This is a genomic window from Bacillus sp. MMSF_3353, assembly GCF_030733445.1.
GTDB lineage: Bacteria > Bacillota > Bacilli > Bacillales > Bacillaceae_G > Bacillus_A > Bacillus_A wiedmannii.
This window is the reverse complement of record NZ_JASHJA010000001.1, coordinates 381,902-399,223: the sequence shown is the minus strand read 5'-3', so window position 1 is coordinate 399,223 and position 17,322 is coordinate 381,902. Positions and strand designations below refer to the sequence as shown.

At 36.1% G+C, this 17,322-nt stretch carries 17 protein-coding genes and 1 tRNA gene; 4 read left to right on the top strand and 14 right to left on the bottom strand.

Annotation, left to right across the window (positions count from 1 at the left end):
• Window positions 1–70 precede the first annotated feature (70 nt).
• Window positions 71–244 (top strand): DUF2759 domain-containing protein, encoded by a 174-nt coding sequence (locus tag RBB48_RS02090; RefSeq protein WP_000524847.1) that lies wholly within the window; start codon window positions 71–73, stop codon window positions 242–244.
• Between the two features lie 80 nt (window positions 245–324).
• On the opposite strand, the gene glcK is transcribed toward RBB48_RS02090, so the two are convergent.
• The 14 genes from glcK to RBB48_RS02020 all read right to left on the bottom strand — a co-directional run bounded on the left by glcK (window position 325) and on the right by RBB48_RS02020 (window position 14,574).
• Window positions 325–1,308 (bottom strand): glucokinase, encoded by a 984-nt coding sequence (gene glcK / locus RBB48_RS02085; RefSeq protein WP_306007349.1) that lies wholly within the window; start codon window positions 1,306–1,308, stop codon window positions 325–327.
• A 19-nt stretch (window positions 1,309–1,327) separates the two neighbouring features.
• Window positions 1,328–1,528: a YqgQ family protein gene (locus RBB48_RS02080; protein ID WP_000253699.1), complete on the bottom strand. Its 201-nt coding sequence runs from the start codon at window positions 1,526–1,528 to the stop codon at window positions 1,328–1,330.
• A 103-nt stretch (window positions 1,529–1,631) separates the two neighbouring features.
• Window positions 1,632–2,210, bottom strand: coding sequence for a 5-formyltetrahydrofolate cyclo-ligase (locus tag RBB48_RS02075; RefSeq protein WP_088064416.1), 579 nt, complete (start codon window positions 2,208–2,210; stop codon window positions 1,632–1,634).
• 104 nt (window positions 2,211–2,314) lie between these two features.
• On the bottom strand, window positions 2,315–2,464 hold the full coding sequence (rpmG, locus tag RBB48_RS02070) for a 50S ribosomal protein L33 (RefSeq protein ID WP_001265616.1): 150 nt from the start codon (window positions 2,462–2,464) through the stop codon (window positions 2,315–2,317).
• Window positions 2,465–2,532: 68 nt separating this feature from the next.
• The gene (locus RBB48_RS02065) at window positions 2,533–4,887 is read right to left on the bottom strand and encodes a sugar phosphate nucleotidyltransferase (protein ID WP_087985250.1); all 2,355 of its coding nucleotides are present in this window, start codon (window positions 4,885–4,887) and stop codon (window positions 2,533–2,535) included.
• Window positions 4,888–5,271: 384 nt separating this feature from the next.
• The gene (gene phoU / locus RBB48_RS02060; protein ID WP_033657724.1) at window positions 5,272–5,928 is read right to left on the bottom strand and encodes a phosphate signaling complex protein PhoU; all 657 of its coding nucleotides are present in this window, start codon (window positions 5,926–5,928) and stop codon (window positions 5,272–5,274) included.
• Between the two features lie 165 nt (window positions 5,929–6,093).
• On the bottom strand, window positions 6,094–6,909 hold the full coding sequence (pstB, locus tag RBB48_RS02055) for a phosphate ABC transporter ATP-binding protein (protein WP_000226689.1): 816 nt from the start codon (window positions 6,907–6,909) through the stop codon (window positions 6,094–6,096).
• A gap of 28 nt (window positions 6,910–6,937) precedes the next feature.
• Entirely contained in the window at window positions 6,938–7,804 is an 867-nt protein-coding gene (gene pstA, locus RBB48_RS02050; RefSeq protein WP_088064417.1) for a phosphate ABC transporter permease PstA, read from the bottom strand.
• Window position 7,805: 1 nt separating this feature from the next.
• Entirely contained in the window at window positions 7,806–8,756 is a 951-nt protein-coding gene (gene pstC, locus RBB48_RS02045; RefSeq protein WP_088064418.1) for a phosphate ABC transporter permease subunit PstC, read from the bottom strand.
• Window positions 8,757–8,783: 27 nt separating this feature from the next.
• Window positions 8,784–9,701, bottom strand: coding sequence for a phosphate ABC transporter substrate-binding protein PhoX (gene phoX / locus RBB48_RS02040; protein ID WP_088064419.1), 918 nt, complete (start codon window positions 9,699–9,701; stop codon window positions 8,784–8,786).
• A gap of 331 nt (window positions 9,702–10,032) precedes the next feature.
• The gene (locus tag RBB48_RS02035; protein WP_088064420.1) at window positions 10,033–12,165 is read right to left on the bottom strand and encodes a peptidoglycan D,D-transpeptidase FtsI family protein; all 2,133 of its coding nucleotides are present in this window, start codon (window positions 12,163–12,165) and stop codon (window positions 10,033–10,035) included.
• 109 nt (window positions 12,166–12,274) lie between these two features.
• Window positions 12,275–13,552: an MFS transporter gene (locus RBB48_RS02030; RefSeq protein ID WP_088064421.1), complete on the bottom strand. Its 1,278-nt coding sequence runs from the start codon at window positions 13,550–13,552 to the stop codon at window positions 12,275–12,277.
• 115 nt (window positions 13,553–13,667) lie between these two features.
• The gene (sodA, locus tag RBB48_RS02025) at window positions 13,668–14,279 is read right to left on the bottom strand and encodes a superoxide dismutase [Mn] (RefSeq protein WP_001052034.1); all 612 of its coding nucleotides are present in this window, start codon (window positions 14,277–14,279) and stop codon (window positions 13,668–13,670) included.
• Window positions 14,280–14,500: 221 nt separating this feature from the next.
• Window positions 14,501–14,574, bottom strand: a tRNA-Ile gene (locus RBB48_RS02020).
• 242 nt (window positions 14,575–14,816) lie between these two features.
• On the opposite strand from RBB48_RS02020, the gene RBB48_RS02015 reads away from it, so the two are divergent.
• From RBB48_RS02015 to ispG, 3 genes are all read left to right on the top strand, one after another.
• Window positions 14,817–15,575 carry a DUF1189 domain-containing protein gene (locus RBB48_RS02015; RefSeq protein WP_000021902.1) on the top strand — a complete coding sequence of 253 codons (759 nt, stop codon included), beginning with the start codon at window positions 14,817–14,819 and terminating at the stop codon, window positions 15,573–15,575.
• A 71-nt stretch (window positions 15,576–15,646) separates the two neighbouring features.
• Entirely contained in the window at window positions 15,647–16,012 is a 366-nt protein-coding gene (locus tag RBB48_RS02010; RefSeq protein ID WP_306007348.1) for a hypothetical protein, read from the top strand.
• A gap of 164 nt (window positions 16,013–16,176) precedes the next feature.
• Window positions 16,177–17,280 carry a flavodoxin-dependent (E)-4-hydroxy-3-methylbut-2-enyl-diphosphate synthase gene (gene ispG, locus RBB48_RS02005; RefSeq protein WP_075308387.1) on the top strand — a complete coding sequence of 368 codons (1,104 nt, stop codon included), beginning with the start codon at window positions 16,177–16,179 and terminating at the stop codon, window positions 17,278–17,280.
• The last annotated feature ends 42 nt before the right edge of the window (window positions 17,281–17,322 follow it).

Genomic DNA, 17,322 nt, shown 5'->3' with positions numbered 1-17,322 from the left:
TGTACAATATAAAAGAGTTAATATTCTAAAAACTCATATTGAGGAATGGGTAGACAGAGGAGGATATTGTATGGGCCTTGTTATTATTTTTGCGCTAGTCACTCTGTTAGCTGTATTCGCTACGCTTAGAACTCTTCGCGAAAAAAACTTATTCGCGGGCGGCTTTGCAATTGCAACTGTACTCGTTTTCGGATGGTTTACGATCATGACTGTTCTATATAACGGGTACCCACCAGCAGCTTAATTCATTTACATGTTATTCTTCATCAAGATTTCACACAAAAAGAGGAAGGGTTTCCCCTTCCTCTTTTCATATTTCACAACTTATACCATCTTCGCTTCGTATTTGTGCTTTTTTACAAGCCAAGCTCCTCCGATAACACCTGCATCATTACCAAGTATTGCAATCGCTAACTTTGTGCTCTTTACAGCACGTGAGAAAGCATATTGCTCGAAATAACGTTGAGTTGGCTCTAATAGTGCATCTCCAGCTTTAGACACGCCCCCGCCAATAACAATTTTCTCTGGGTTCAACGTACTAGCAAGGTTCGCTACAGCTAACCCTAAATAAGAAGCTACTTTTTCTACTACTTCGCCTGCTAGCTCGTCACCTTGTCCAAGTGCTTCAAACACATCTTTTGATGTAATACGCCCTTCTTCTGCTAACATAGAACGTAGAACACTCTCTTTATTAGTCTCTTGTATTTTTTGCATAGCAACACGCACAATACCCGTTGCAGATGCTACAGTTTCTAAGCAACCAGACTTCCCGCAATTACATGGGAAAGCATTCTCTGTAACTACTGTAATATGTCCAATCTCACCAGCAGCTCCGCTTACGCCGTGTACAATCTCACCATTGGCGATTACACCACCACCAACACCAGTGCCAAGTGTCATACAGATTAAATCTTTTGCTCCTTCACCAGCACCTTTCCACATTTCACCAAGTGCTGCTAAGTTTGCATCATTATCAATAACAACAGGTAATCCTGTTTCTACTTCTAATAAATCTTTTAACGGATAGTTTTTCCATCCTAAATTGACCGCTTCATAAATCATTCCAGACGCCACGTGTACAGGACCAGGAGCTCCCATACCAATACCGATTAACTTGCTTTTCAATTCACCTAACTCTTCTAACTTTTTATCAATAGCTTTCGCTACATCAAGCGTAATATGTTTTCCTTGCTCATTTGTATTCGTAGGGATTTCCCACTTATGTAAAATTTCACCGTACACATTAATAAATGCTAATTTAATTGTTGTACCACCAAGGTCAACCCCAACTAACCATTTCTCTTCCATGTTGCTTACCTACCTTTATCTAATTCTTATTTAGCTCTTTTTGAATTTCTTGCTTCAATAAAAATAAAGCTGTTTGATAGTCTTGTGGATCGATTAACTGTGATTGATTTAATTCACGCAATTCATCTTGCATTAATTGTAAATCTGCAATTCGATCACCCGTATAAATAATCGTACCAAATTTCTTTAGCAATTGCTGAATATCATAAATAGATACCATTTTATCACCCTCTATGCTCACTTACTATAAAAAATTATAATAAGAAAACGTTCACATATTTTATTATAATCAAGAAGAAAAAGTCTCGTCAATTTTTATTTGTCTATACAAGCCCATTTTTAACCACTGTTCCTTTTTCTGTAATAATTTTTTCTACGTTTTTATCAAACGGCTCTACTGGAATATGTTCTACTATTTGAAAACTATAAGCTAATGATAGCGTTTTCCCTTTATAATGCACGAGATAACGATCATAATACCCACCGCCATATCCAATCCGTTCTCCTCGCTCTGTATAAGCTACGCCTGGCACGATTTGAAGATCAATGTCATCTGCATTCACTTCTTCCGTACGCGCTGGAATTGGTTCACGTAAATTCATATACACTATTTCTAATTGATCAAAATTACTAATTTGCCGGAAAGACATTGTTCGTGTTCCTTTGTTACACTTTGGAACAACAACTTTCTTTCCTTCTTCCCAAGCTTTTTCGATAATAGCATATGTATTCACTTCATTTTCCATTGAGAGAGTGATTCCAATTGTTTTAGCTTCAGCCCACTCTTTTTGCGCATACAACGAAAATGCAATTTGCTCTGATAAAGTTGTATACCGTTCTTCTGATAAAGAATTCATGTGCTCTATTATTTGTTTACGTAAACGTACTTTCTCTTCTCTCACACACTTTCCCCCTCACAGTGATACTTTGCTCTACGATGATAGTGTATCACTTTTAACAGAGGAATCGAATAAAAAAAGAAACAGTAGGAAAATATTCCTACTGCTTACTTTGTTTCACGGTGTAACGTAGACTTCTTGTCACGCTTGCAATACTTTTTAAGCTCGATACGCTCAGCGTTGTTACGTTTGTTTTTCTTTGAGATATAGTTACGATCTCCGCATTCTGTACATGCTAGAGTAATATTCACACGCATTCTTATTCCCTCCAGTACTAATAACTTAAATCAGACTATACTATAATACCACTTTTAAAATAAAAATTCTACACCTTTTGATATTGTCTAATTTTTTCTATAAGATTTTTCATGTTTTCCCTTGCTATTACTGGGTTTCTGGCATGCGAATACACTAAAAATTTCGGTTGTTTTGTGTCAGAAACGATATAAGACCACTCTTTTTCGGTATATTTGAACTGTACTCCTTCAAATATACCTTCTTCCTTTCTTTCCATATCAGCCAATAATTTCCTCATTACTTTTCCTTTTTCATTCCATGAACATACAACTTCATCACAAAGTAGATAGAGCGGCGGTGATTGCTCTACTATGCTGAGAAATGTTTTCCCCTGCAATGCTATTAACTCGAATAATTTTCCAATTCGATATAAAATATCTCGCTTCCATCTCGCTTGAAACGACTTTTTTTCATCCTGCGTATAAAATAGAAGGTAACATTCTCCTAATTTCAAAGACATCGGGTAAATATTTCCTGCCGATTCAAGTAATAAATCTGGAATATCCACCTCTTCAAAATCTGTTCCTTGGTAAATATTACTATGATTATCATATAACTCGAAATAATTTCCTTGCTCTGAAAACATAAGTGCCATATTTGCTTTACTTGATTTCATCAAAGCTTTCACATGATCCTTTTGTTCGCCCGCATAAATCCATGTAACTGTGCATCCGAGCCTTTGTAAAAAGAGCATCAATAAATGTTGTAACATATCATTCCTCTTATTAATAAGAAGATGAAACTTTTGTTTTTGTATTTTCTCAATATCAACGCGCTCTAATACAGCCTCTATATAATCATGTAAAGAAACGTGGACTAGCTTATTCCGTCCCATTTCTTTCTCACATACGTAATAAAACGACTCAGACATATATACTTGTTCTATCGCTTTTTGCTGCTTATACGTTAATTGTACCCCATCCTTACCATATAACTTTATAACAACCTCTTTTTCATTTTCTACTTGAATGAAAACCCCACCAGCACATTGTAAATCCTGAATGCTATACTGAAAAAGCGATTCGTTCATTTCTTTGCATTCCATCGTATGAACCCCGATACCATGAATCGCATGAAGAAAGAGATTTTTATAAGAAGTCGTTTCTATATGTTCTTGACTCCCAATTAATATACTTTCTCCTTTGGCAAAAAGAGATCCATACGCCATCGCAACCTTCACAATAAATTGAGGAGTGATTTCAACATTACCTCTTCCTACAATGCGGCTTTTTTGCAACCATCCTGCACTCTTTTCACTTTCTTGAACACCAGCCGATCCTACTACTGAATAGCTGTCAATTGCCTTATATGGCCATAGTTTTCCCTTTTGCTTAATTACCGTACTTTTCCCTATATGACAATGATCCGCTACAATGCTTTTTTGAAACAGTGTAACGTCATCTTCCACCATTGTATGCTCTCCTATGGTCGTTTCTAATAGCTCGCAATACTGACCAATGTGCGCATTTGCAAAAACAATACTTTTTTGAAGATGAGAATAACTTGAAACAACACTATTTTTCCCGATAATAGAGTATGGCTCAATTACAGCTCCAACACCAATCTTTGCTCCTTCTCCAATAAAAGAAGGACCGTGAATTTTCGTTCCTTTTCCAATCGTCACACCTTCCCCCATCCATACCATCGGCAATACTTCCGTGTAAGGAATAGGTACTTGCAATTTTTTCGTTAACAAATCAAATTGTGCTTGTCGATATTGATCAAATGTACCGATATCTAACCAATAACCTTCTGACAAATATGCAAATAACGCGTTCTTATTTGCCAAGAGCGGAAACACATCTTGACTGAAATCAAAAAACTCTCGGGGCGGTATGTAAGAAAAAATTTCTGGCTCCATAATATATATACCTGTATTCACAATATTAGAGACTACTTCATTCCAGCTCGGTTTTTCTATATATCGTGTAACCTCTTGTTCTTTGTTCATTACAACTAAACCGAATGAGAGTGGGTTTTCTACTTCCTTTACAAACATAGTTACCATTCTTTTCTTTTGTTCATGAAACGTAATTCCTTCTGATAATTGAAAATCAGTTAACGCATCCCCGCTTATCACAACAAACGTTTCATCTAAAAATGTTTCCGCTTGTTTAATACTCCCTGCGGTTCCAAGCGGGGGAGAATCTTCAAAGTAGTACAAGTTAACTCCCCATTTGCTACCGTCTCCAAAATATTGCTTAATGGCCGTACTCATATACTGAACAGTAATTGCAATTTCACGAATCCCATGCTGACGTAATAATTCAATATTGTATTCCAAAACTGGCTTTTCTAATAACGGTAACATCGGCTTTGGAGTATTACATGTTAATGGTCTAAGGCGTCGTCCTTTTCCTCCAGCTAAAATAACCCCCTTCATATACTTCAGCCTCCACTTATATAATGATCAGTAACTTCATATACGATATGTATATTATCTCCCCCGCATTAACTAGCAGTATAAAATGAAACTTTAATTAGTAGGGATTTTGTGCATCTCCCACTGATTATTAGCCTTGACCACTCGACTCGGGCTTTTACAGGCAGTAAAACTCCCTATATACATGTACCTTTTCAACACCACAAAAGAAAGCGCTTACCATTAACTTAGTAAAATATCCCTTAATAAGTGAACAACATATATGTCCTATTTTTTCCATTATATTATGATACATCTTATCATCATAAACTAAAGGAAACAACGAGCTTTTTTTGTCATGTTTTGACTAAAAAAAGCAGGTGATGTTTCACCTGCCTTTTTTCTTTATTCATTTAATAAGTAATGCTTTCCTTTTACTAAATAAAAAACATTTTCAGCAATATTTGTAATATGATCTGCTACACGCTCGATATATCTCGCCACAAAGGATAATTGTGTAATTTGTGTAATTGCTTCTGGTTGTTCTGGAACTGAAGATATAAATTCACGAATCGCTTTCCCATATATTTCATCAACTGAATCATCCATTTCGGCAATTTGTTTCGCAAAAGTTAAATTTTCTTGCTCATATGCTTCTAGCGCTAACTGTAGCATCTTATTTGCAATTGCAAACATTTCATCAAGATTGTGCAAACTAACAACCACCTCTTTTTCCCCAAGACGAATTGTTGATTTCGCAATATTAACAGCATGATCTGCAATACGCTCTAAATCTGTCGCTGTTTTAATTGAAATGAAAATCCTTCTTAAATCACTTGCTACAGGTTGCTGCTTCGTAATAAGCATAAGCGCAAGATCATTTATTTCCTCTTCTAAATTATCCATACGATAATCACCATCTATTACCTCTAACGCTTTCTCTACATCCCTTTTATGAAGACCTTCCATAGCAAGCAATAAAGCTTCCCTCGCTAGCTCTCCAAGCTCAATCACCTTTTGCTGTAACATTTTTAAATCACATTGAAACTGTTCTCTTACCATTGTTTCTTCCCCCTCAATATTATGTGCCATTATATATAGATCTCCTACCTAGCCTACTTGTAATAAGCCTTAAGATAGGAGAAGTATTACTTCTCTAATTAAATGAGGTAAAAATAAGAAATACCCTCTGTTAAGAGGGTATTTGCTCTTAGCCTTGCAACGATATCAACCGAATCGGCCTGTAATATAATCTTCTGTACGCTTATCTGAAGGTGTCGTAAATAATTTATTTGTATCTGTATACTCCACAACTTCTCCACTTAAGAAGAAAGCAGTTTTATCTGAAATACGTGCCGCTTGTTGCATGTTATGCGTTACGATCACAATACTAAAGTCTTTCTTTAACTCTTGAATTAATTCTTCTACTTTTAATGTTGAAATTGGATCTAGTGCCGATGTTGGCTCATCCATTAAAATAACGTCTGGTTCAATTGCTAAACAACGTGCGATACATAGACGCTGTTGCTGTCCACCAGATAAACCGTATGCATTATCATGCAAACGATCTTTTAACTCATCCCAAATCGCTGCTCCACGTAAACTTTTTTCAACAATTTCATCCAATGTTTTTTTATCACGAATACCATGGATTTTCGGGCCATATGCTACATTTTCATAAATAGATTTCGGAAATGGGTTTGGCTTTTGGAACACCATTCCCACATGAGTTCTTAATTCTTCAACTGGGTATGATTTTTCAAATATATTGCGCTCTCTATATTCAATTACACCTGTAGTTCGCACGATTGGTACTAACTCTACCATACGATTTAATGTTTTTAAGTACGTTGATTTACCACAACCACTTGGCCCGATAATTGCTGTAACTTCATTCTCATGAATGCTTAAGTTAATATCTTTTAAAGCATGGTCTTCTCCGTACCATAAATTTAAGTTTTTCGTATCAAATACTACTTTCTTTGGTGCAGTCTCGATTTTCTCCTCGTTTTTCACCTGTACATTTACTACTGTTGCTACCATTTGAATTCCCCTTTCATCCATTTCCAACTTATTTTCGATTTCGTAACCATAAGACAAATATATTGATAAAGAGTAATAAACCTAACAAAACAATCATCCCAGCAGCTGCTACATACTGAAATTCTTCTTGCGGTCTACTCATCCAATTAAAAATTTGAATTGGTAAAACTGTAAATCTATCAAACATACTAAATGGAACATAATTTGCAAATGCAAGTGCCCCGATAACTAATAGCGGTGCCGCTTCTCCAATCGCCCTTGATATCGCTAACGTACAACCCGTTATAATTCCTGGGAAAGCAGATGGCAATACAATTTGATACATCGTTTGCCACTTCGTAGCACCTAATCCGTAAGAGGCTTCTAATAATGAACTTGGTACAGATCGTATCGCTTCTTGACTCGCTACAACAACTGTCGGTAAAACGAGTAAACTCATCGTCAGTGCCGCCGCAATAATACTCTCTCCTAAATGAAGAGCATATACAAAAATAGTTAAGCCGAGTAATCCAAATACAACGGAAGGTACTCCTGCTAACGTTTGATTATTAATTTCTATTACCTTTTTAAATATAGATTCCTTCGCATATTGCTCCAAATAAAGAGCAGTTCCAACTCCAAATATAAAGGAGACTGGTATAACAATACTCATAAATAATATTGTTCCTGACAAAGCTGCAGCAATCCCAGCTTCTTTCGGATTACGCGAAGCGAAGTTTGTAAAGAAATCTAACGAAAGGTAACTTATACCTTTTTCAAAAATTTGAAAAAGCAAAATAAGCAGTATTACTATTGAAAACAAAATTGCTATATAAAATAACAACTTGTAAACTCGGTCTTTAAAAAAACGTGATGCCATATTTTCTTGTATTTTTTTATGATTCAACATTCGCATATTATGTCACCCTCCTAAAGCGGCGCATAATAGAGTGTGAAATGATGTTCATTATAAGAGTAAACAAGAATAACGTTGCGCCTACAGCATACATGCTGTAATACGTAATTGTTCCATGCGGAGCATCACCTAAGCTCACTTGCACAATATAGGCTGTTAGCGTTTGAATAGAGTGTGTCGGATCGAGCGATACATTCGGCGTGGATCCCGCTGCAATTACAACTATCATCGTTTCGCCAATTGCTCTGGAAGCAGCTAATAGGATTGCTGCCATAATCCCTGTAAAAGCCGAAGGAAACACGACTTGTTTTACCATCTCAAACCGAGTTGCTCCAAGTGCTAACGAAGCTTCTTTCGTTCCTTTCGCTACAGCTCTCATCGCGTCTTCAGATAGAGATGCAATTGTAGGTATCATCATAAAGCCAATAACAATACCTGGACTAATCGCATTAAAAAACTGTAAATCTGGTATAATCCGTTGTAAAAGTGGTGTGACAACTGTTAATGCAAAAAAACCATATACAATTGTCGGGATACCTGCTAATAGTTCTAACATCGGTTTTAATACTTTCCTTGCACTGCTTGAAGCATATTCGCTTAAAAATACGGCACACGCTAAACCGATAGGAATTGCTACGAACATGGCAATTGCTGTTACAAGGAACGTTCCACATATAAGTGGTAATATACCGAATTTAGGATTTTCAAAAAAAGGTAACCATTCTTTTCCCGTCAAAAAGGAGTGTAATGGTATTTTTTGAAAAAACATCATTGTTTCATTTGCCAATGTAAAAATAATTCCAAGTGTCGTTACAATAGACACGCTAGCAATTATTTTTAGTAATAACGGAACTATTCGATTGATTCGCTGCGTTTTTTTTCTTTGTTTTGTATTTCTTTCAATCAAATTTTGTACAGAAAATGTAATTTGACTTTTGTCATTATGAGCCAAAGATGAAAACCCCTTTCCACCCTGACATTACCTTTTTATTTCTGTTAACATCCGCAGCTGTTCATTATATTTTTCTTTTGGTAATTTTACATATCCAACCTCTTCAGCGAGATTACCAACATGCTGAATCATAAACTCAATATAATTTGCTACATTCATTTTATTTCGGATAGATGCATCATTCACATAAGCAAATAGTGGCCTAGATAATGGCTTATACTTACCTGATTGAATGGTATCTTTCGTCGGAAGTACACCATTCACTTTTATTGCTCTCACCTTATCTCGATTGGCCATATAATAAGCATATCCTACAAAAGCAATGGCATTTTTATCATTCATTACCCCTTGCATAATAACTTGATCATCTTCAGACAAAGAGACTTTTTTTACAATGCGACTATTTTGTAAGATGACATTTTGAAAATAATCATACGTACCAGAGTCTACACCTGGCGCATAAAACTTCACCTGTTCACGTGGCCATGAAGAATGAATTTGTGACCATCGCTTTTCGTTTCCATCTTCACTCCATAATAGACGTAACTCGTCTACCTTCATATTGTTTACCCAAGTATTTTGGCGACTCACAACGATCGTAAGACCATCGTAAGCGACTTCAAACGGTGTAAACTGAATAGAGTTTTTCTTCATTTCATTTTCTTCCACTTGTTTCATTGCTCTCGAAGCATTATTTATATCTACTTCTCCTTTACTGAAACGATTAAATCCTCCTCCTGTTCCAGAAACACTGATAGAAATTTTCACGTTTGGATGCGCCTTTGTATATTCCTCCGCTACTGCTTCTATAATAGGGAAAACTGTTGAGGATCCATCAACTCTCACTTCTCCCATTTCATTCACAGCAAATACAGTAGACGTGCCAACATAAAGAAAACATGTCGACAGCATGAAAACTTTAATCGATGCACTTATCCATTTCACGTGTTCTTCCTCCTAGAAGTAACCGGAAATAACAGGATTACAGATATAAGAATACTGCTAAACTATTAATTCGGTTTTAATTGTTTGTAAAAGTTTTGTAAAGTTCCACAAGAATCAACATAAGGGGAAACTTGAATCCGTAGCCACCGTTCATCTTCACTGATGATTGGTCTATAAAACCGTTCTCCTTCAGAGGAGATACATACATATCATTTGTGAGATTCCTCAATTTTCCGATATGATATGCTTGTCCATTTTATTAAAACGTATGCATGAACCATAAAAAAAAGCACACTATCTTTTCAGATAGTGTGCTTTTTTTACAACTTTTTTATTCGTCATCTTGATCTTGATTTTTCTTTTTCTTTTTATTATCTATTTCCTCTTTTGAAGCTTCGCCATTTTCTATTTTTTTCAAATCAAAGTACGCGTCCATAATATCACGACTAATATATCCGTTAATACCTGATTTATCATCCACCCAAGGTACAACAACAGAAAATGCTACTTCAGGGTCTTCAAGTGGCGCATAACCTACTAACGTTAAGTTATATGTTTCTTTACGCTCACCGTTTGCCTTTCTACCTATCTCTTTATCTCCGCCATACACAGTTTGAGCTGTACCTGTTTTACCAGCAGCTTTATATGGTGCACCTGTAAAGTATTTCGTAGCTGTACCACCAGAATCGTTAAATACTTGTCTAAATCCTTCTTGAACACGTTTAATTTGTGATTCAGGCATATCAATACGATTTAGTACTTTCGGTTCCATTGAATGAACCACTTTTCCAACTTCGTCTGGTTTCACTGCCGGTTGACGAATTTCTTTCACAACTTGCGGCTGCATACGGTAACCACCATTTGCAATTGTTGAAACATATTGCGCTAATTGAAGTGGTGTATACGTATCATACTGTCCAATTGATAAATCTAATAAGAAACCTGGCTGAATTCCTTTACCTGTTTGGCCCGCTGATTCATTCGGTAAATCAATACCTGTTTTCACACCAAGTCCAAACTGTCCGAAATAATAACGCATCGTATCAAATGCTTTTTGTGGTATATCTAACGTACCACCTCTCACATATTGAACACCTGCGAGATTCATCGCCGTTTTAAACATATAAACGTTAGAAGACATTTTTAATGCTGTCAAATCATTAATAGATCCCATCGTCTTCCAAGAAGATTTTTTCGGCGTTCCTTTCAATACGATTGGTTCATCAAGTTGGTAGGAACCTGGTTGAATGGCATTTGTTTGATATCCTGTAAGTACCGTCGCACCTTTTACAGTTGATCCCATCGGATAAGAGCTTGTCATCGTTCCTAATGCGAAATCTTGCACTTTCGTTTCGCCATTTTCTTCCACTAACTGTTTCCCTGCCATAGATAAAACTTCACCATTTTTCGGATTCATCATTACAACAAATGCACGATCTAAAAGAGGTTGTCCCCCTTTATATCTCAATAAATTTTTAGTGATAATTTCTTCTACACGCTTTTGTAATTCCATATCAATTGTTAAATTCAGATTGTTACCACTTTGCCCTTTTGATACATTAATCGTTTCTAAAATATTACCGTTTTTATCTGTAATATTTCTCACTTCCGCTTTATTACCGTGCAAACTATCTTCATATTGCTGCTCAAGATAACTTTTCCCTACGCGGTCATTTCGATTATAATCACGAACAAGATAGTAATCTAGTCTTTCTCTCGGTAAACCTTCATCAGACGTTGACACCCCGCCAAGTACACTTCGGAATAAATCATCATAAATATACTTTCGATCCCAATCAACATTTGTATCTACACCCGGTAATGTTGCTAGATTTTCACTAATAATCGCGTATTCTTTTTCTGTAGCATCCTTTTTAATGACTTGTGGCGTCATCGCATATCCGCCGTCCATTTTGCTTTTAATCGCTAGCACTTCTAAATCTTTTGCGGATAATTGATTCACTTCTTCTTCTGTCACGCGATTTCGTTGACGCTCATCTACTTCTTTATCGTCAATTTTTTTATCTTTTAACTCTTGACGATCTTTATTCGTAATTTTTTCTTTAGCTTCCTCTTTGTGCGTAGCAAGCCAATAGTCTTTTTTATCGCGATCTGTTAATTTATCTGTCGGGACTTCAATCAAATCTGCTAACTTTTCCGCTGTTTCTAAGCGAGCCTCTGCAGTTGACCCTTTCATTTTTGTAAATGTAATCGTACGTACAGCTGCATTATCTACTACAGCTCGCCCATAACGGTCAAATATTTTCCCACGTGGTACAGGATTACTTATCGTCGAGTTCTCTTTCCTCTCCACTTCATTCTTATATTCCTCACCGCGAACAATTTGTACATATCCAAGCCTTACAATAACCGCGGAGAACATTAAAAACACGCAGAAAAACAGCACGTTTAACCGAAAAGGAACGTGAGTCTTTTTCTTTTGTTGTTTCTGCTTCTTGCTCATACAAACCCCCTCTACCAACAGCTATGTAATGTGAAAGGGACACCTTCATACAGGTGTCCTCACTGCTGTCTTACATCTTTTTCTATTCTAGCATAAAACAACCGAGAAGTTAACCTTCTGGTTCTGTTTGATTCTGCGCAGTCCCTTGCCTTACAACACTTGTTTTACTTGCATTTCCCTCATCATATTTGACATTTTTAACTGCAAAATAAATAAGGAAATGTCCTGCACCTAAAATACATAATAAGTAAGGTAAACTTTTTTCAGGCGGAAAGAATAATACAGCACATAAAAAACTTAAAATCGAACAAATTCTTCCTGCATTTAACCATAATTCCCGGACAACTACATACTCTACACGCCACTCTCTCGCATTTTTCGCTCTGCCAATTACATCATATGTCATGGACCCGTACGGAACGAGCAAAATAGGGTATGCAACCGCAATACACGCTGCATAAATAAGTAATTTTGCGTATGTAACGTCGAATATAACTAAAAATACGACAGCATATAAAATAATGCCTCCAAGCAAAATTGCTTTTTTCCGCCACTCTTTCTTTAACATACGAGTGACTAAGTAGTAACATACAAATGATACAGCAGAATTTACTAAGCTATATTTTCCTAAGGCGAGTTCGCTATCCGTCGCTAAATACACGTACACGGAAATCACAAAAATAAACGTTCCCTCTCTCAACCCTTGGAAAAAATGAGCACGTGTAATTCTTCCCCAATTTTTATCAATCTGCCGCTCTTTCAATACTTGTACAATTTCATACCGTCCTTCACATTCTCTCTTAGATACAAAAAAGCTTAAAATAACAGCAATTGCAAATAACACTAACGAAAGAAAGAATATGACCGTATAGCCGCTCCATTTTTCCATACGTGAAATTGTGTATCCAGCTGCTATCGGTCCAATCATGCCAGAGAAGGATGTAAGAAGTCCAAGAAACCCATTAAAGAAATCTCTTGTTTCTGGTTCTGTAATCTCAAATGTTAATAAGTTAAACGCGAGCCAGTAAAAACCATATCCGACTCCTAAAAGAGCCCCCATTAATAAAATATAGTGAGAAGCGCTTTTTCCCGCTACTAAAACAACGATAAAAAAAATAGCTAACGTGCCTACGCCTATTCGTAACAAGATTGAGCGATCAATACGCTTCGCTAATTTCCCACCTATAAGAAATGTGAGAGGCTGTAATACAACGCTGGCCAAATTATACAAGCCAAGATTCACATAATTTTGTGTTTGTTTCCATAAATAAATGTTAACAAACGTATTCGATAAAGAAATTGCGAGCGTGTATAAACCTCCAATAAGGAGCAACAACACTAAATCCCGATTCACTTCAACGTCACCAATTATATGTTTCCACTTCATACACAACTCTCCTTTACTTCATGTTCTAGTCTTCCAAAGACAAGCCCAATTATGTAAAAGGAAGCATAGAAAAAAGCTAGGAGCATTCTCCTAGCTTTTTCTATCGTTATTACAATTATTTTGCTTCTTGGTAACGTTTTTCAGCAGCGTTCCAATCTACAACGTTCCAGAATGCACCGATGTAGTCAGGACGACGGTTTTGGTAATTTAGGTAGTAAGCATGTTCCCAAACATCTAAACCTACAACTGGAGTTTTACCTTCAGTTAGAGGAGAATCTTGGTTTGGCGTGCTTGTTACTTCTAGCTCACCATTGTTTACTACTAACCAAGCCCAACCAGAACCGAAACGAGTTGCGCCAGCTTTTGCGAATTCTTCTTTGAATGCATCGAAGCTACCGAATTTCGCTTCAATTGCAGTTGCAAGTTCGCCTACTGGTTGTCCGCCGCCGTTTGGAGATAAGATTGTCCAGAAGAATGTATGGTTAGCATGTCCGCCACCATTGTTACGTACTGCTGTACGGATTGCTTCTGGTACTTCGTTTAAGTTTGCAACTAATTCTTCTACGCTTTTGTCAGCTAATTCTGCATGACCTTCTAAAGCAGCGTTTAAGTTTGTAATGTAAGTGTTATGATGTTTTGTATGATGGATGTTCATTGTTTCTTTGTCAAAGTGAGGCTCTAAAGCATCATACGCATAAGGTAAATTTGGTAATTCGTGTTTTGCCATTGTTATATTCCTCCCAGTTTATGTATTGCCACTTAAGTGACATACAACTTCATTCTACCCTAATTGCCATAGGGTGCAAACAAATAAATCACATTGTCTTGCTATCATTAACGTAGCAAAAATCCCACTTCTTTTCAATTAAAATGCTCATATATTCCGTAAAAAAAGCTCCCTTCTACAAGGAAGCTTCCCACTGACATAATAAACATGCGAAATGGATATGGACCCTGTAGGACTCGAACCTACGACCGGACGGTTATGAGCCGTCTGCTCTAACCAGCTGAGCTAAGGGTCCACAATTATGTATGTAACAACATATCAAATAAAGGAATTCCTATCGGATATATCCTTTAAGAAATGTAAGATAAATTTACCATATGGCAAAGAAAAGTGTCAATTGTATTTTTCTCATATAAAAGAAGAAAATTAATAAAAAGAAATTTAGTTATCTCCACTATATGTAAATATAATATATCTTGAGATTCTCTAGATTCCTACGTTACAATGATTTTATACATACATAAAGGAAGTGAATCTATGTCCATATTTACCCAATTAGCAAAAAGCGTATATTCGCCTAAAGATATGGCGTTATTCCGTTTTCAAAAAATCGGAAAAACCATTTTGTATATTATGCTACTTTGTCTAATCACTACTATTCCAAGAACATTCTTTTACGGCAGCTTTATTCAAGATAGTGTTACCATGGTAAATCAAGCAATTGAAAAAGATTTACCTGATTTTAAAATCGAAAACGGTGAACTAAAAGCAGATATTGAACAACCTATTCTAAAGGAAGAAGGAGATGCTCTTTTCGTATTTGATCCCAATACAACAGATATAGAAACATATCAAAACAAAACTGGTTTATTTATTTTAAAAGATAAAGTAGTTTCTATAGGAAATGGTCAAACACAAACATACTCCTATAATGATTTATTAGGGACATCTCTTGAGAAGAAAGACTTGCAAGATTTCATTTCTGTATTCGATAGTATTTATCCAATTTTACTAGCTGTTATCGGCGTGTTAGTATATCTATTCCAATTGTTTATTACTTTCTTAGGAATTACTTTACTTGCGTTTATAGGTTCTGCTATGAGCGGTCAACGTAAATTATCTTATAAGCAAGTATGGACGTTAACTGCATACAGCTACACAATTCCAACAATCTTCTTTATGATTATGGATCTATTCAAAATTGTTGTACCTGGTTCAACATTCATTTATATCGCAGTTGTTTTAATTGTTCTTTACTTAACGATTAAAGAAGTTCCAAAACCGAAAGAAAAATAAAAACGAAAAAATGCCTAAATAGGCATTTTTTTTTTGGACAAGCATATATTCCTAGCAAAGGAGTGAAGAATATGAAAAGATTAGGTATATTCTTATTCGTGCTTGTTCTTGGTTATATATTTTATTACGATATAAAAATCGGCACTTTACCGATGTTAAGTTCATATAAAAAAACAACCGCTGCCCAAATGATAAAGCAAGAAAATACAGATACAAAACAAAAGAAAGAGAACAAAGCAGAAAAAGAAACAGATGTAACTTATAAAACAATCGAAGTCAAAACAGGTGAGACAGTTCTTTCTATTACCGAACAAATCAATAAGAAAAAAATCCCTTCCATTGAAAAGGTAATTGATGACTTTAAACAACTAAACAAAAGTACATCTGCTACAAAAATACAAATTGGAAAGTCTTATAAATTCCCGTTATATCAATGAGCAATCACTTAATCCTTGTCAATTACATAAAGGCGCTGATACAATAGTAAAAGTGAAACCGAGCACTTCGGTTTCTATAGCCCTGTATCACGTATACTTTCATTGATATGAGGGACTAAATAAGAAACTTCTTTTATAAGGAGAGCGATCTATTCGTGAATGAAATGACTCATCGTACAAAAACACGTCCAGTTAAAGTCGGTAATTTAACAATTGGCGGTAATAATGAATTAATTATACAAAGTATGACAACAACAAAAACACATGATGTTGAAGCAACAGTTGCTGAAATTAAACGTTTAGAAGAAGCTGGCTGTCAAGTCGTCCGTGTTGCTGTTCCAGACGAACGCGCAGCAAATGCTATTGCTGATATTAAAAAACAAATCAACATTCCACTTGTTGCTGATATTCATTTTGATTATCGTCTTGCTTTAAAAGCAATTGAAGGTGGCATTGATAAAGTACGTATCAATCCAGGTAACATTGGTCGTCGCCATAAAGTAGAAGCTGTTGTAAATGCAGCAAAAGAACGCGGTATTCCAATCCGTATCGGTGTAAACGCAGGTTCATTAGAACGTCACATTTTAGAAAAGTACGGATACCCAACTGCAGATGGTATGGTCGAGAGCGCCCTACATCACATTAAAATTTTAGAGGATTTAGATTTCCACGATATTATCGTATCTATGAAAGCCTCTGATGTTAACTTAGCAATTGAAGCATATGAAAAAGCTGCTCGTGCTTTTGATTACCCATTACATTTAGGTATTACAGAATCCGGAACATTATTTGCCGGAACTGTAAAAAGTGCCGCTGGTCTTGGCGCAATCTTAAATAAAGGCATCGGAAATACACTACGCATTTCATTAAGTGCTGACCCAGTTGAAGAAGTAAAAGTTGCGCGTGAACTATTAAAGTCATTCGGTCTTGCATCTAATGCAGCAACACTTATTTCTTGTCCAACTTGTGGTCGTATTGAAATTGATTTAATTAGCATCGCTAACGAGGTGGAAGAATACATCTCTACACTAAAAGTACCAATTAAAGTTGCAGTACTTGGTTGCGCTGTAAACGGTCCTGGTGAAGCTCGTGAAGCTGATATCGGTATTGCCGGTGCACGTGGAGAAGGATTATTATTCCGTAAAGGGCAAGTTGTTCGTAAAGTACCAGAAGAAATAATGGTAGAAGAACTGAAAAAAGAAATTGATGTAATTGCTGCTGAAATGGCTGCTGAACGAGAAAAAGAAAAAGAAACACAAGAACAATAAAAAGAAGGTTGCCACAATATTTGTGGGCAACCTTCTTTTTTA

What these genes read in the sequence shown, in the direction of transcription:
- phoU (WP_033657724.1), bottom strand. Translation starts at nt 5,928, where the DNA reads ATGGTAAGAGAACAGTTTCAATGTGATTTAAAAATGTTACAGCAAAAG.
- RBB48_RS02080 (WP_000253699.1), bottom strand. Translation starts at nt 1,528, where the DNA reads ATGGTATCTATTTATGATATTCAGCAATTGCTAAAGAAATTTGGTACG.
- RBB48_RS02035 (WP_088064420.1), bottom strand. Translation starts at nt 12,165, where the DNA reads ATGAGCAAGAAGCAGAAACAACAAAAGAAAAAGACTCACGTTCCTTTT.
- RBB48_RS02010 (WP_306007348.1), top strand. Translation starts at nt 15,647, where the DNA reads ATGAAAAGATTAGGTATATTCTTATTCGTGCTTGTTCTTGGTTATATA.
- pstA (WP_088064417.1), bottom strand. Translation starts at nt 7,804, where the DNA reads ATGCGAATGTTGAATCATAAAAAAATACAAGAAAATATGGCATCACGT.
- sodA (WP_001052034.1), bottom strand. Translation starts at nt 14,279, where the DNA reads ATGGCAAAACACGAATTACCAAATTTACCTTATGCGTATGATGCTTTA.
- ispG (WP_075308387.1), top strand. Translation starts at nt 16,177, where the DNA reads ATGACTCATCGTACAAAAACACGTCCAGTTAAAGTCGGTAATTTAACA.
- pstB (WP_000226689.1), bottom strand. Translation starts at nt 6,909, where the DNA reads ATGGTAGCAACAGTAGTAAATGTACAGGTGAAAAACGAGGAGAAAATC.
- RBB48_RS02030 (WP_088064421.1), bottom strand. Translation starts at nt 13,552, where the DNA reads ATGAAGTGGAAACATATAATTGGTGACGTTGAAGTGAATCGGGATTTA.
- RBB48_RS02065 (WP_087985250.1), bottom strand. Translation starts at nt 4,887, where the DNA reads ATGAAGGGGGTTATTTTAGCTGGAGGAAAAGGACGACGCCTTAGACCA.
- RBB48_RS02015 (WP_000021902.1), top strand. Translation starts at nt 14,817, where the DNA reads ATGTCCATATTTACCCAATTAGCAAAAAGCGTATATTCGCCTAAAGAT.
- RBB48_RS02090 (WP_000524847.1), top strand. Translation starts at nt 71, where the DNA reads ATGGGCCTTGTTATTATTTTTGCGCTAGTCACTCTGTTAGCTGTATTC.
- rpmG (WP_001265616.1), bottom strand. Translation starts at nt 2,464, where the DNA reads ATGCGTGTGAATATTACTCTAGCATGTACAGAATGCGGAGATCGTAAC.
- glcK (WP_306007349.1), bottom strand. Translation starts at nt 1,308, where the DNA reads ATGGAAGAGAAATGGTTAGTTGGGGTTGACCTTGGTGGTACAACAATT.